Source organism: Streptomyces sp. NPDC048560 (assembly GCF_040650955.1).
Taxonomy (GTDB): domain Bacteria; phylum Actinomycetota; class Actinomycetes; order Streptomycetales; family Streptomycetaceae; genus Streptomyces.
On record NZ_JBEZIJ010000002.1, the window covers coordinates 97,453 to 110,763 of the forward strand.

15 protein-coding genes are annotated in these 13,311 nt (G+C 70.8%); 9 read left to right on the forward strand and 6 right to left on the reverse strand.

Translation table 11 applies throughout. The features are described from left to right. Nucleotides 1-111: 111 nt before the first annotated feature. Complete coding sequence (locus tag AB0C82_RS07180) at nt 112-657, reverse strand: flavin reductase family protein (protein ID WP_362837236.1); 546 nt, start codon at nt 655-657, stop codon at nt 112-114. After that, nucleotides 654-1,664, reverse strand: coding sequence for a beta-ketoacyl-ACP synthase 3 (locus tag AB0C82_RS07185; protein WP_362837238.1), 1,011 nt, complete (start codon nt 1,662-1,664; stop codon nt 654-656). The genes AB0C82_RS07180 and AB0C82_RS07185 overlap by 4 nt, the downstream gene beginning before the upstream one ends. A gap of 227 nt (nt 1,665-1,891) precedes the next feature. On the opposite strand from AB0C82_RS07185, the gene AB0C82_RS07190 reads away from it, so the two are divergent. After that, a complete protein-coding gene (locus tag AB0C82_RS07190) occupies nt 1,892-2,497 on the forward strand; it encodes a response regulator transcription factor (protein ID WP_362837240.1) in 606 nt (201 codons plus the stop codon). A gap of 111 nt (nt 2,498-2,608) precedes the next feature. Here the strand turns inward: AB0C82_RS07190 and AB0C82_RS07195 are convergent, their stop codons facing one another. Further along, the gene (locus tag AB0C82_RS07195) at nt 2,609-3,013 is read right to left on the reverse strand and encodes a MarR family transcriptional regulator (RefSeq protein WP_362838357.1); all 405 of its coding nucleotides are present in this window, start codon (nt 3,011-3,013) and stop codon (nt 2,609-2,611) included. 160 nt (nt 3,014-3,173) lie between these two features. Here AB0C82_RS07195 and AB0C82_RS07200 point away from each other — a divergent pair, with 160 nt between their 5' ends. From AB0C82_RS07200 to AB0C82_RS07210, 3 genes are all read left to right on the forward strand, one after another. Beyond that, on the forward strand, nt 3,174-4,703 hold the full coding sequence (locus tag AB0C82_RS07200) for an MFS transporter (protein ID WP_362837242.1): 1,530 nt from the start codon (nt 3,174-3,176) through the stop codon (nt 4,701-4,703). Nucleotides 4,704-4,883: 180 nt separating this feature from the next. After that, the gene (locus AB0C82_RS07205) at nt 4,884-5,450 is read left to right on the forward strand and encodes a hypothetical protein (RefSeq protein ID WP_362837244.1); all 567 of its coding nucleotides are present in this window, start codon (nt 4,884-4,886) and stop codon (nt 5,448-5,450) included. 347 nt (nt 5,451-5,797) lie between these two features. Next, nucleotides 5,798-6,613, forward strand: coding sequence for an AfsR/SARP family transcriptional regulator (locus AB0C82_RS07210; protein WP_362837246.1), 816 nt, complete (start codon nt 5,798-5,800; stop codon nt 6,611-6,613). Nucleotides 6,614-6,727: 114 nt separating this feature from the next. On the opposite strand, the gene AB0C82_RS07215 is transcribed toward AB0C82_RS07210, so the two are convergent. Then, entirely contained in the window at nt 6,728-7,792 is a 1,065-nt protein-coding gene (locus AB0C82_RS07215; protein WP_362837248.1) for a DUF6081 family protein, read from the reverse strand. 172 nt (nt 7,793-7,964) lie between these two features. Here AB0C82_RS07215 and AB0C82_RS07220 point away from each other — a divergent pair, with 172 nt between their 5' ends. The 5 genes from AB0C82_RS07220 (at nt 7,965) to AB0C82_RS07240 (ending at nt 11,602) form a co-directional block, all read left to right on the forward strand. Then, a complete protein-coding gene (locus AB0C82_RS07220) occupies nt 7,965-8,885 on the forward strand; it encodes a pseudouridine-5'-phosphate glycosidase (RefSeq protein ID WP_362837250.1) in 921 nt (306 codons plus the stop codon). Then, a complete protein-coding gene (locus tag AB0C82_RS07225; protein WP_362837252.1) occupies nt 8,882-9,559 on the forward strand; it encodes an HAD family hydrolase in 678 nt (225 codons plus the stop codon). The genes AB0C82_RS07220 and AB0C82_RS07225 overlap by 4 nt, the downstream gene beginning before the upstream one ends. A gap of 89 nt (nt 9,560-9,648) precedes the next feature. Further along, a complete protein-coding gene (locus tag AB0C82_RS07230) occupies nt 9,649-10,728 on the forward strand; it encodes a DUF6081 family protein (protein ID WP_362837255.1) in 1,080 nt (359 codons plus the stop codon). Continuing rightward, on the forward strand, nt 10,725-11,141 hold the full coding sequence (locus AB0C82_RS07235) for a lipocalin-like domain-containing protein (RefSeq protein ID WP_362837257.1): 417 nt from the start codon (nt 10,725-10,727) through the stop codon (nt 11,139-11,141). Before AB0C82_RS07230 ends, AB0C82_RS07235 begins: the two co-directional genes overlap by 4 nt. Before the next feature lie 2 nt (nt 11,142-11,143). Next, nucleotides 11,144-11,602, forward strand: coding sequence for a PPOX class F420-dependent oxidoreductase (locus AB0C82_RS07240; RefSeq protein WP_362837259.1), 459 nt, complete (start codon nt 11,144-11,146; stop codon nt 11,600-11,602). Between the two features lie 85 nt (nt 11,603-11,687). Here AB0C82_RS07240 and AB0C82_RS07245 read toward each other — a convergent pair whose 3' ends face one another. Together AB0C82_RS07245 and AB0C82_RS07250 are read right to left on the reverse strand one after the other, a co-directional pair. After that, nucleotides 11,688-12,755, reverse strand: coding sequence for an aldo/keto reductase (locus tag AB0C82_RS07245; protein ID WP_362837261.1), 1,068 nt, complete (start codon nt 12,753-12,755; stop codon nt 11,688-11,690). A 3-nt stretch (nt 12,756-12,758) separates the two neighbouring features. Continuing rightward, on the reverse strand, nt 12,759-13,223 hold the full coding sequence (locus AB0C82_RS07250; RefSeq protein WP_362837263.1) for a nitroreductase family deazaflavin-dependent oxidoreductase: 465 nt from the start codon (nt 13,221-13,223) through the stop codon (nt 12,759-12,761). Nucleotides 13,224-13,311: the final 88 nt, after the last annotated feature.

The following is a 13,311-nucleotide window of genomic DNA, read 5'->3' on the forward strand; positions in this document are numbered from 1 at the left end:
TAGTGACTTACCGGAGGGTAACCACGGGCGGCGGCCCACTCAAGCATTCGGCCGGATTAGCGGAGCCGGCCGCGTCGGGCGGCACACGTCCGGGGGCCGGCCGGCGCACGGTCAGTTCCCCGGCCGGGGTGGTTGAGCCGGATGCCGCAGCCGGCGGAAGGCCCGGTCGTAGTAGACCAGCGGCTCCCCCCGGCCTGGCAGGACGTGCCGGACGGCGCCGACGAGGATGACGTGGTCACCGGCGGGGTGGCGGGCGTGCACCGCGCACTCCAGGGTCACGAGCGCGTCCGCCACCGCCGGGAACAGGCGTGGCGTCGTCGTGGTGTCCTCGGCGCGGAACTTGTCCGCGCCGGAGCGGGCGAACCGGGTGGCGAGCGCGCTCTGGTCGTCGCGCAGGAGGCTGACGGCGAAGCCCCGGCACTCGTCGGCGAACACCTGGTAGGAGCTCGACGTCTTCGCGAGGCAGACGAGCACGAGCGGCGGGTCCATGGACACCGAACAGAACGACGTGGCGGTGAACCCGCGCGGCTGCCCTTCGGCGTCCTCGGTCGTGACGACGACGACACCTCCGGCGAGCTGGGCCATGGCGGCCCGGAACGCGTCGGCGACGGGCGGGGCCCCCGGGTGGGTGATGGTCAGACGGTCCGTGCGGTTCACGGGAGGACCACCACCTGCGCGGCGTAGTTGAGCCCGGCGCCGAAGCCCACCAGCAGGGCCGTGTCACCGGTCGAGGCCTGCTGGGAGGCGAGCATGGATTCCAGCGCCAGCGGAATGGAGGCCGCCGACGTGTTGCCGCTGTGCGCCACGTCGCGTGCCACCGCGGTCGCGCCGGTCAGGCCGAGACGCTCGGACAGGAGGTCGATCATCCGGAGGTTGGCCTGGTGCGGCACGAAGACGTCGAGCGCCTGCGGTGTCGTACCCGCCTCGTCGAGTGCCCGCGCGGCGGCCGGTGCCACCTCGTCCATGGCCCAGCGGAAGACACGGCGCCCGTCCATGCGCATCCACGCCCGGTCCCCCGGCCCTGCACCGGTCGCGGCGCCCGGCCCGGCCCAGGGGGCCGTCATCCGGAGCGCCTCGGCGTGGGCACCGTCCGCCCGCCGCACCACCGGGCCTATTCCCGGCGTGGCGGCGTCGCCGACGACCGCGGCCCCCGCACCGTCCGCGAAGAGGAAGGAGATGGTCCGGTCCGTGGGCTCCACGATGTCCGTCATGCGCTCGGCACCGATGACCAGGACCCGTCGCGCACTGCCCGCCCGCACCGCGTCGGAGGCCATGGCCAGGGCGTGGCAGAAGCCGGCGCAGGCGGCGGAGAGATCGACGGCCGCGGCGCCCCGCGCACCGAGCTCGTACGCCACGCGGACGGAGAGCGGCGGGGTCTGCACCAGGTTGGACATGCTCGCCACCAGCACGAGGTCGATCTCGCCGGGCAGCGTACCGGCCTGCGCCAGGGCCTTCTCGGCCGCCGCGGTGGCCATCATCGGCAAGGTCTCGTCCGGACCCGCGAACCGTCGCTCGACGATGCCGCTGCGGGTCTCGATCCACTCCTCGGTGGAGTCGATGAGCCGGCAGACCTCCGCGTTGTCCACCACCCGGTGTGGCCGGTAGCCGCCGATGCCGAGCAGCGCACTGTGGCGAGTCCCGGCGGTTCTGACGGTCCATGTCATTGCCGTCTCCTCCCTGTCGGCTGCGGCGCCCCGATCCGGACGCTTGCCGCGCCCAGCGTCGGGGCGGGCGGTGGAGAAGTCCTCGAACACGGCTCAGGGCGCGGCCCCTGCGGCGGAACCCGTCCATATGCCGGACAATAGGTCCACAAAACGCCGATCAGCGGGAACGCCCCTGAGTAGCAGGCCTGTTCGACGTACAATCGCCTTCTCTGGGGGAGGGGCTGTTCGTGATACGGCTGGTCATTGCCGAGGAGATGCCCATGCTGCGCGGGGCCCTGGTGGCCCTGTTGCAGATGGAGCCGGACTTCCACGTCGTGGCGGAGGTGGGTCACTGGGACGACCTGCTTCCCACCGCGCTGGAGTACCGGCCCGACGTCGCGGTGATCGACATCGACCTGCCCGGCACCGACGGACTGACGGCCGTGGCGAAATTACGCACCTGCCTCCCCTCCTGCCGGCTGCTGGTCATCACCAGCCTCGGTACGACGGCCTCGCTGCGCCGGACCCTGGCCAACCAGGTCGACGGCTATCTGCTCAAGGACGCGCTGCCGAGCGACCTGACCGAGGCGATCCGCAAGCTGGTGGCCGGGCAGCGGGTCATCGACCCACAGCTCGCCCTGTCACCCCTGGACGGCCCCGCGCCGCAACTGACCCCCCGTGAGGTGTCCGTGCTCCGCCTCACGGCCGACGGCGAGGACGTACGCGTCATCGCGCAGGAACTGCACCTGAGCGCCGGCACGGTCCGCAACTACCTGACGGCGATCGTCCACAAGCTCGGTGCGCGCAACCGGGTGGACGCCGTGCGCATCGCCCGGGAGAACGGGCTCATCTGACCGGGGAACGGGTTCGGACGCCCGTGCCGGACCCCGGGGGCCCCGCAGGATCCGAACCGGACCCTGGCGAGCCCGGCACGATCCGAACGACAGACCCCAGGGCGACAGGCCCTACTCCTGCCCGCCGCCGAGCTCCCGCTCGTAGACGCGGAGGGTCTCGATGAAGGTGCGCCGCTCGGCAGGGCTCAACGGCCGCAGGGCGGTCCGCCACGCCTGTACGCCTGTCTCCAGCCATCGGCGCACCGCTTCCATGTGCGCCCCGGCGATGCTGACGATCTTGCGGCGCCGGTCGGACGCGTCGTCCTCACGGTCCACCACTCCGTACCGGTTGAGCTCGCCCACGAGCAGGCTGACGGTGGCCGGGGCGAGCTCGAGCCGGGTCGCCAACTCGTTGACCGCGAGCGGCCCGTCGAAGAACAGGTAGGCCAGCAGCGACAGGTGCCTCGGCGCGAGGTTGTACTCCTCCAGCTCCTTGGGCACAGGCGTGCGCTTGGTGCGCGCGACCACGCGCGGCATCAGGAGCAGCAGCGTGCGGACTCCGTCGTCGACGCCGGGCTCGGCACCCGTCTCACCATCGCTTGACACGGCACAGCCCCCCGCAATAGCTTTGCTTTGAAAGCAAAGCATTCGGCTCTGCTTTCCCATGCTGCTGCCGAGGCTACCGGAGGGCCGACTCATGACGGTGGAAAAACTGGCCGACCCGACACCACCGCCGCAGTACAGCCCCAAGCGCTGGGCAACGCTGGCGGTGACCCTGTTCGCCGTGTTCATGGACATGGTGGACAACACGGTCCTCAACGTCGCCCTGCCCGCCGTCCAGCGCGACCTGGACGCCTCGTCCTCGCAGCTGGAATGGTCCGTGGCCGGCTACACGCTGGCCTTCGCGGCCGCGATGATCACCGGCGCCCGCCTCGGTGACCAGCTCGGCCGCCGGCGGATCTACCTGATCGGCCTCGGCGCCTTCGTCGTCACCTCCGCACTGGCCGGGGCCGCCGTCAACGTGGAGATGCTCATCGCCTCCCGCATCCTCCAGGGCGCCGCGGCGGCCCTGATGGTGCCCCAGGTGCTGGCGATGCTTCAGGTCGACTTCCCCAAGTCCGAGCGCCCCCAGGCGATGTCGATGTACGGCATGTCGCTCGCGCTCGGCGGCATCGGCGGCCCGCTGCTCGGCGGCGTACTGCTGCAGGCCGACCTCTTCGACCTCAGCTGGCGCCCGCTGTTCTTCATCAACGTGCCGGTCGGCCTGATCGCACTCGCCGCCGCCGCCTACCTCACCCGCGAGTCGCGCGCCGACTCCAGGGAGAGCTTCGACATCCGCGGCACCCTGCTCGCGACGGTCGCCCTGGTCAGCCTCCTGTACCCGCTCATCCAGGGCAGGGAGCTGGGGTGGCCGTGGTGGACCTTCGCGCTGATGATCGCCTGCCCGGTCCTCCTGTGGCTGTTCGCCCGTTACGAGCGCCGGGTCGCCGACCGCGGCGAGTCCCCGATCATCGACCCCGACCTGCTGCGCCACCGCAGCTCGCTCGGCGGACTGCTCGTCGCCGTCCTGTTCTTCTGCGGCATGGCCTACCAGGTGGTACTCACCGTCCACCTCCAGACGGCCGAGGGCTACTCCCCGCTGCGTACGGCCGTGGCTCTGGCCACCTTCACGGTGGGTGTGGGCATCGGCTCGGCCTTCGCCCCCCAGCTGATGCCGCTCGGCCGCCGCGTGGTGCTCATGGGCTGCACGGTGATCGCCGTGGGCATGGGAATCGTGGCCTGGACCGTCAACCGCTACTCCGGCTCGCTGGAGTGGTGGCACATGGTGCCCGGCATGGTCATCTCCGGCATCGGTCTCGCCATGGTCGCCGGAACCCTCCTGACCATCGTGCTCGCCAAGATGCCCAGGTCCGCCTCGGGTGCCGCTTCCTCGCTGATCAACACGGCCATCCAGCTCGGTGCGGCCACCGGCGTGGCGATCGTGGGCACCGTCTACTTCACGCTGCTCGAGGACCGGCACTCGCCCGTCGACTCGGCGGTGACCGGCCTGCTGACCGTCGTCGGGCTCTACGTGATGGCCGGACTGCTCGCCTTCGTCCTGCCCCCGGGCCGGGTCGACGTGAGCGAGCTGGAGGACGACGAGGACCCGGCGGAAGGGGCCGAAGGCAGCGAGCCCCTGTCCGGAGTCACGACGGCCGCGGGGAGCAAGGCTCCCTCCGGAGCCTGAACCCGGCCACAGCAGAACGGACCCGGAAGACCGCTCTTCCGACGGTGCCCCGCCGCGCGTGTTCGCGGCGGGGCACCGCTCCGTCCGCCCACGACTCTCGCACCGCCGTCCCGCAACCCGCCCTCCAGCCCGACCCGCAAACGTGTGCGGCACATCCCCTTTCACAGAAGGAAGTGCCCCATGCCCACCACACCTTCCACCCGGTTCCGGCGTCGCGTGCTCGCAGCTCTGGCCGGCGCGCTCGCACTCGTCTCCGCGGGCTCCGTGACCGCCTGGGGACAGCAGGCCGCTCCCGAGGGAAGGACCGGCGCCGGCCCCATCACCGGACTGGACTTCCTGCTCGGTGACTTCAGTTGCGCGTACACCGATCTCACCCTTGCCGAGCCCGTCACGGTGAACGTGGACTGGAAGACGGAGAAGACCCTCGGCGGCGCGTTCTACGAGATGGACCTGATCGGCACCACGCCCGCTTTCGAAGGTCGCTGGGTGTTCGGCCGTAACGCGATCGACAACGAGTTCACCTCGTTCTACTGGGACACCTGGGGCAATACCGGGACCGCGTCGTCCCACGGCTGGAAGAACGGCATGTTGCGCTTCCAGGGTCCTTACGTGACACCCGCAGGACATGTCGACAGCAAGGACGAGTTCCGTATCGTCGACGGCGACCGGTTCACCGACGACGCATTCATCCGGTTCCCCGGCGAGTCATGGAAGGCGATCAGCCACGTGGACTGCCGACGGAACTGACCCCAGCGGTCGGCATTCATGGGCCGGACGTTTTCCGGACACTCGCGTAAGCCCCGTTCCAGCATGTGGAACGGGGCTTACGTTGCATCCGGCCCCCCACCGTGAGAAATTCACGTTACGCAAAATCGGCCACCCCTCCGCAGCCGTGGCGAATTTCACACTCGACGCCCGCAATGACGTCGCCGTATCGTATTTATTAATTCTGAACTTGGCTTGATCCGGCCCCACTGCAACCCCTCACCAGCCATACGTGACGAATTCATGGACGGTTTCATGACGGATTCACTGTGAGGATTCAATTTCCTCTGCAAGGCTCCCGTTGAAATTTCCGAACAGGGGGCCTGGTTGTGGAAATCAAAGTATTGGGACCGCTCGACGTACGCCTCGACGGCACATCGGTCGTTCCGAGTGCCGGCAAACCCCGTCAGATATTGGCTCTCCTCGCCCTGCGGGCAGGACGGATCGTGCCCGTCCCGGTCCTGATGGAGGAGATCTGGGGGGACCGGATACCCCGCAGCGCGCAGACCACGCTCCAGACCTACATACTCCAGCTCCGCCGCAGGATCAGCGCGGCGCGGCCCGACGCACGCCGGCCGACGGCCAAGGACGTGCTGACCACGCGGTTCGGCGGATACCAGCTCAGCGAGCCTGTCGTCAGCAGCGACGTCGTCGACTTCCAGCGGCTCACCGCGGAAGGGAGCTCGGCGCTGGAGCGGGGAGAGGCCGGCCGTGCGGCCGAACTGCTCGGCCGTGCGCTCGGCCTGTGGCAGGGCCCGGCACTCGTCGACGTGCCGACGGGGCCACTCCTGGACACCGAGATCCTGGGCATCGAGGAGGGCAGGGCCCGGGCGCTCGAACTGCGGGTGGAGGCCGACCTCCGGCTCGGCCGGCACGCCGACCTCATCGGCGAACTGCGCATGCTGGTGGCCCGGCACCCGCTGCACGAGAGCTTCCACGCCCAGCTGATGATCGCGCTGTGCCGTTCCGGTCACAACTGGCGGGCGCTGGAGGTGTACCAGCAGCTGCGGGCCACACTCGTCGGTGAACTGGGGGTCGAGCCGTCCGGCCGGATCCAGCGGCTCCACCAGGAGGTGCTGAGCGGGGACCAGGGCCGGCTGAGCGACTCCTCCCCCGAGCCCGGACTCCTGCTCAGGGCGGGCTGAGGGACCGGCCGGCTGACGGACCGGCCGGCTCGACCGCACCGGCACATGGCGATGGAGCGGGACCTCCCACCAGGGGGTCCCGCTCCATCGCCCGTACGGCGTCCGCCCGCCCGGTCAGGGCCTGACGACGACCCTGCTCGCGTCGAGCCACATCCGGGCTCCCTGGCCGAAGAGCCGGTTCTCGACACGGCTCTCGGGGTCGACGAACTTCTGCTCCACGGGTTCACCGGCCCGCGGGTCGTAGTAGAAGTCCTGCCTGTCCTTGAGCCTGACCAGCGCCGTGCCGTCGGACGCGCCCGGCTTGGCACCGTCCAGCAGGCTGCCCAGCGCCATCCCGCAACTGATCTGATCGAGCGTCAGCAGCTCCTCGGTGCCACCGTGGTCCAGCGTCATGTACTTGCGGTCGAAGGCGCGCGTTCCGATCTTGTCGGTGCGCAGCTTCTGCGCGCCGTCCACGTACCAGGTCACGCGCTTGCCGCCCTGGTCGATGCGCACCTCCAGGTCGTGCATCCGCCCCGGTGTGGTCCTGGCGACCGGTATCGCGTAGCCGTACGCCGCGTAGTCCTCGGTCGCGCTCGGCAACCGCTCGTAGATGGCGTACACGGTGTCGTTGGTGACCGAGAAGTCGGCGATCGCCTGGGACTCGAAGTCCGCGGTGATCAGCGCGATGGAGGCCAGCCGGATGTCGGACGCGGGATCCTTGACGGTGGGCCCGAACGGGTTCTCGGTGCCGAAGGTCCGGCTCGCCACCCGGTGCTCGCAGCTGATGGACCCGGTGTCCGGGACCTCGAAGCCAGGGGTTCCGTCGGCGGTGTAGCGGTTGGGGAAGGCGATCCACTTGATGTGGTCGTCCGCACCCTCGACGCCACCCTCGGGTCCCACGCTCCTCGCGTAGGCCGGGTGACCGGTCTTCGGGTTGACACCGGTCGGCTTCACGTCGAGCACACCGCCCTCGGTGGAGATGACCGCGTCGCCGTCCGGCCAGTGCTCGTCGCCGAGGACCATCCAGTCGCCGTTCTCGCCGGAGTCGAACCCGGTACCGAACCCGTCCTTGAACAGGACCGTGCCGGTCCCCGTCGCCTTCGGGACGGACTGCGCGGTGGCCGGCAGCAGTGCCGTCACCGCCACTCCGGCCACCAGTGCGTACGCCAGCTTGCGTCTTGCCGTTCGCCTTGCCACAACTGCCCCCTGCTTCAACGGTGTTCAGGTCCGGCCACTGTGGCGTGCGTCACCGGATTTTCTCTGGAGCGCCGCTGCGGCGCCGGCTTCGACGGCTGCTCGACCGGCACTCCAGCGGGGGCCCTGATGGTGGCCGAGCCAGCTCTCACCCATGAGGAAGGACACCCCGGACATGGAACGACAGTCCGATCCGCTGCTCGAGGTCAGCGAGGAGATCGCCACCGCCCTGGCGGAGCGCCGTCCGGTGGTGGCGCTGGAGTCGTCGCTCATCACCACCGACCCCTCGTCCGAGACCGCCTCGCTGATCGAGAAGGCGGTGCGGGACGCCGGGGCGGTGCCCGCGACCATCGGCATCGCCGGCGGGAAGCTCGTCGTCGGCCTGACCGACGCGCTCATCGAGCGCTTCTCGGCCACGAAGGGAATCCCGAAGATCAGCGCCCGTGACATCGGTGCCGCGCTGGCGGGCGGCGGGCTCGGGGCGACGACGGTGGCGGGCACGATCGTGATCGCCGAACGGGCGGGCATCCAGGTGTTCACCACCGCGGGTATCGGCGGCGTGCACCGGCGGGGGCAGGACACCCTCGACATCTCCCCCGACCTGCTCCAGTTCCGCCGTACCCGGATGACCGTGGTCTCGGGCGGCGCCAAGAGCATCCTCGACCACCGGCTCACCGCCGAGTACCTGGAGACCGCGGGCATCCCGGTGTTCGGGTACCGCACGGACCGGCTGCCGGCGTTCGTCGTGCGCGAGGCCGACGTACGCGTGCAGCGGATGGACGACCTGCACACCGCAGCCCGTGCGGCCGAGGCGCACTGGGAGGTCAACGGGCCGGGGACGGTCCTGCTCACCAGCCCGATCGACGAGCGGGACGCGGTGGACAACGACGTGGTCGAGGCGGCCATCGCCGACGCCCTCGCCCAATGCGACCAGGACGGCATCGTGGGCAACGCGGTCAGCCCGTACCTGATGAAGGCGCTCGCCAGGGCGTCCGACGGCATGATGCCGAAGGCCGGACGGTCGCTGCTGCTGAGCACGGCCCGGGTCGCCGGCGAGTTCTCCGTGGCCCTGAGCTCCGTGCAGGCCGAGCGGTGACCGCCCCCGCGGCGACCCGCGGGGTGATCCTGGATCTGGACGGGACGCTGGCCGACACCCCCGCGGCGATCGCCACCATCACCGCCGAGGTCCTGGCGGCGGCGGGCACCCAGGTCTCCCGTCAGGCGGTCCTGGCCACGGTCGGACGCCCGCTGCCCGCGTCGCTCGCCGGTCTGATGGAGCTTCCCGTCGACGACCCGAAGGTGACCGCCGCGACCGAGGAGTACGGGCGACGGTTCGGCGCGCACGTGCGGGCCGCCGGTCCCGCACTGCTCTACCCCGGTGTCCTCGACGGTCTGGAGACCCTGTCCCGGGCCGGCTTCGGGCTGGCACTGGCGACCTCGAAGGTGGAGAAGGCCGCGCACGCGATCGCACAGCTCACCGGCCTGGACGCCTGGCTGCGCGTCATCGCGGGCGACGACACCGTGGCCCGCGGAAAGCCGAACCCGGACATGGCCCTGCACGTCGCCGGGAAGCTCGGTCTGCCTCCCGGGCAGTGCGTCGTCATCGGCGACGGGGTTCCCGACGCCGAGATGGGACGGGCGGCCGGGATGACCGTGATCGGCGTGTCGTACGGGGTGTCCGCACCGGACGAACTGAAGCGGGCCGGGGCCGACACGGTCGTGGACTCCTTCGCCGCGGCGGTCTCCGCCGTGCTGGAGGGCCACCGGTGAGTCCGACCGACGTACCCGGCCCCGAGCGGCCGGGCCTTCCGGCCCTTCCGGCTCCGAACGAGCATCCGACGAGGAAAGGGGCGGCTCCCATGCCGCGCAGAACATTCGTCTCCCGGCACGCCGTGCTGCTGGCCGCCGCCGCGCTGGGCACCGTCATGGCGACGCCCGGGACGGCGACGGCACGACGGGACAGCCGCGACTACCGCATGGTCTGGGACGACTTCGCCGACGGCTTCCGCGCCGACGGCGACGACGCCCGCTGGTTCCACGTGGCCGGGGGCCCGTACCGGGCCGACGACGGCGTCGTCACCACCCGCAAGGGCGAACTGTCCGTCCGGGCACGCGGCAGCCATCCGGTGACGGGCGAGCCGGCGTTCACCCAGACCATCCCCGCCGACAACCCCATCGGTATGCCCGGCTCGGGCGACCACGCCAAGTTCATCGCCTACACCAGCCACACCGCGACGAGCGGGCACCCCGGCTTCGACGCCGAGGACGGCTACGAACTGCTCTTCGAGACCCGGCTCTCCGGACGGACCTACGGCACCGCCGGGCACCCGTTCGGCGACGCGGTGAGCGACCCGGACGACGACCTGCGCCTCGCCTCCGCCATGATGCTGACGACGGACCCGGAGACCTCCGTCTCCTTCGACTTCGTCGTCACCAACAAGCGGATCTACGCGTGGTACGGCCGGCCCACCTTCCTGCGCGGCGAGCTGGGCGACTACGCCTCGTTCGCCCACACGGTGCCGCTCGCCGGTCGCCGCCCCGACGACACCCACCGCTTCGGCATCGCCTACGACCGCGCCGCCGGCGTCGTCCGCTGGCTGATCGACGGCCGTGAGGTCTTCCGCGTGGACCGCATCGGCTTCCGGCTGGACCGCTCGACCGCGACCCTCGACGAGGGCGGCGAGGAGACGCCGGTCAGGCCGCGGCAGCTCAACGCGGGACTCGGACTGCTCACCCTGCTGGACGCGTCCTGGCCCACCGGCAAGGGGCTCGTCCGGCTCTCCTCGCGGGCCCACACGACGTACTACCGGCCCTCGGTGGGCGCACCCGCCGAGCTGGACTTCGCCGACGAGTCGAGCACCGACGCCGGCCGGCTCTTCGGACAGGGCGCGTCCTTCCGGCTCGGCCCGTACCGGGTCTCCAGCCGGCGTGTGCGATGACCCCGGACGATGTCGTCGGGGTGTGGCGGCTCGACTCGTACACCGAGGTGGACGAGGCGGGCTCGACGGTGGCCGGCCCCCTGGGCGACTCACCGGCGGGGCTGCTGATCTACACCGCGGACGGTCATGTCGCGGTCAGCATGATGAAGACGGGTGAGGGCCCCGCCCTGGAGACGTACATGGGGTACTCCGGGCGGTGGCGGCTGGCCGGCGACGAGATGACGCACACGGTCGTCGTCAGCGCGCATCCGCGGATGGCGGGCACCGAGCAGGTGCGCCGTGTCGCCCTCGACGGCCGGGCGCTCTCGCTCCGCGGCACGGCCGTGAACCCGGTGGGCGGCCGCGCGCCCGAACGCGTCCTGACCTGGCGGCGCGCAGAGAACGACGACCCGACCCAGCAGAAGAAGGAGTAGACGTGCCCGAGTATGTGGATGCCCCCGAGGGCTGGTGGCGCGAGTTCATCATGGCGGACCCGCCGAGGACCGCGAAGGCCTCGGTGGTCCGTAAGGACGGCAGTCCGCACGTCGTCCCGGTCGGCGTGATCATGGACGGCGACGACATCATCTACACCTGCCAGAAGGACAGCGTGAAGGGCCGCTCCCTCCAGCGGGACGGCCGGATCGCCATGCTGTGGGACGACGAGCGGCCGCCGTTCTCCTTCGTGCTCGTGCGGGGCAGGGCGACGCTCAGCGAGGACCTGGACGAGCTGCGGACCTGGACCGCCCGGATAGGCGGCCGCTACCACGGCCGGGCGCGCGAGGAGGAGTTCTCCGACCGGTTCACGATCCCGAACGGCGTCGTCGTCCGGGTGAAGGTGGAGCACATCGTGGCGAAGGTGAATCTGTCGGAGACGGTCAACGTGAAGGACGCCTGACCGTCACCCGGCGGCGGGCGGACAAGCCACGAGGCGGCGGAGGGGCCGATGCCCTTCCGCCGCCTCGGCGTTCCCTGCCGCCGGCCTACCGCGCCGTCGTGTACCGGTCGTCGGCCGGTACCCGCCGGGCGGTGGAGCGCAGGTCGTCGACCTGCTGCCAGCCGTCGCCGTAGATCGCGTCCCGCATCGCGGGGAAGCGGAGGAAGTCGTGCGGGAAGCCCGGTTCCACCCGGCTGACCTCGTCGAGGCGTGCCAGCCACTCGTCCTCCAGGACCGCCTCGACGGCCGCGAGGTTGTCGGCGAGCTGCTCCTCCTTGGTGGCTCCCATGATGGGCACCACGTTGCCCGGCCGGGACAGCAGCCAGGCGAGCGCCACCTGCGCGGGGCTGAGACCCGCCGCCTCGGCGACCCGTACCGTCTCCTCCACGACGTCGTCACCCGGCCCCCTGCCGCCCTGGCCCCAGGCCACGTGGTCCAGCCTGCCGCCCTCGGACCGCAGGTACTTGCCGGTGAGCCGGCCGTCGGCCAGCGGACCCCAGGCGAAGACCGGGAGGTCGAAGGCGTGGGCCATGGGCAGGAGTTCGCGCTCGACGGTGCGTTCGAGCAGGTTGTACCTGATCTGGAGTCCGGCGAACGGCGACCAGTCGCGCAGTTCGGCCAGGGTGTTGGCCTGCGCCACCTCCCAGGCCGGCCAGTCGGACACGCCGACGTAGAGCACCTTGCCCGCGCGCACCTGGTCGTCGAGGGCGCGCATCACCTCGGGCACCGGCGTGAGGGTGTCCCGGGCGTGGACCCAGAGCACGTCGAGGTGGTCGGTGCCGAGGCGGCGCAGGCTCGCCTCCAGGGAACGCACGAGGTTCTTGCGGTGGTTGCCCGCGGAGTTCGGGTCGCCCGGGTGGGTCTGCATCGTGTACTTGGTGCTGAGGACGAAACGGTCGCGGCGGCCGGCGAGCAGCTTGCCGAGCGTCGTCTCCGCCGAGCCGTCGCCGTACTCGTTGGCGGTGTCGATGAAGTTGCCGCCCGCGTCGGCGTACTGCCCGAGGATCCTCTCGTGGACCTGTCCGGGCAGCTTCCAGTCGTCGCCGAACGTCATGGTGCCCAGCGCCAGCCGGGATATCCGGACTCCGGTCCTGCCGAGCAGTGTGTAGCGCACGGTTCAGTCCTTCCGGCTCAGGACGACCAACGGGATCTGCCGCTCGGTACCGGCCTGGTAGTCGGCGAACGCCTGCACCTCGGCGGACGCCTCGGCGAAGAGGCGGTCGCGCTCCTCGCCGGACGGCACCTCGCGTGCGACGGCCGCGTAGGTCTCGCCGCCTGCCTCGACGGTCACCTGCGGGTTCACCTTGATGTTGTGGTACCAGGCGGGGTGGGTGGCCGCGCCGCCGTTGCTGCCGAAGACGAGCAGGCTGCCGTCCGGCTGCCCGAAGTAGAGCGTGGGCACGGTGCGGGCGAGGCCGGACCTGGCGCCCCTGGTGGTGAGCAGAATCAGCGCCGCGCCCTCGAAGTGGCCCCCGACCTTGCCGCCGTTCTCCCGGAACTGCTGGATGACCTGAAGGTTGTACGCACCCGGGTCGCCCTCGGCGGGAGTGGTGGGCGCGGGGTCGAACTGCACTGAAGTCATGGGGGACTTCCTCTCCGTCGGGACAAGCGGGGAACTGTTCGGCGTGGTCCACGCGAGCCTAAACGGAAAAACTTCCACTTCGCAAGGA

Bases quoted from the DNA above. Each gene is read 5' to 3' on its own strand.
- AB0C82_RS07185 (WP_362837238.1), bottom strand. From the start codon at position 1,664: ATGACATGGACCGTCAGAACCGCCGGGACTCGCCACAGTGCGCTGCTC.
- AB0C82_RS07200 (WP_362837242.1), top strand. From the start codon at position 3,174: ATGACGGTGGAAAAACTGGCCGACCCGACACCACCGCCGCAGTACAGC.
- AB0C82_RS07220 (WP_362837250.1), top strand. From the start codon at position 7,965: ATGGAACGACAGTCCGATCCGCTGCTCGAGGTCAGCGAGGAGATCGCC.
- AB0C82_RS07205 (WP_362837244.1), top strand. From the start codon at position 4,884: ATGCCCACCACACCTTCCACCCGGTTCCGGCGTCGCGTGCTCGCAGCT.
- AB0C82_RS07230 (WP_362837255.1), top strand. From the start codon at position 9,649: ATGCCGCGCAGAACATTCGTCTCCCGGCACGCCGTGCTGCTGGCCGCC.
- AB0C82_RS07235 (WP_362837257.1), top strand. From the start codon at position 10,725: ATGACCCCGGACGATGTCGTCGGGGTGTGGCGGCTCGACTCGTACACC.
- AB0C82_RS07195 (WP_362838357.1), bottom strand. From the start codon at position 3,013: ATGCCGCGCGTGGTCGCGCGCACCAAGCGCACGCCTGTGCCCAAGGAG.
- AB0C82_RS07250 (WP_362837263.1), bottom strand. From the start codon at position 13,223: ATGACTTCAGTGCAGTTCGACCCCGCGCCCACCACTCCCGCCGAGGGC.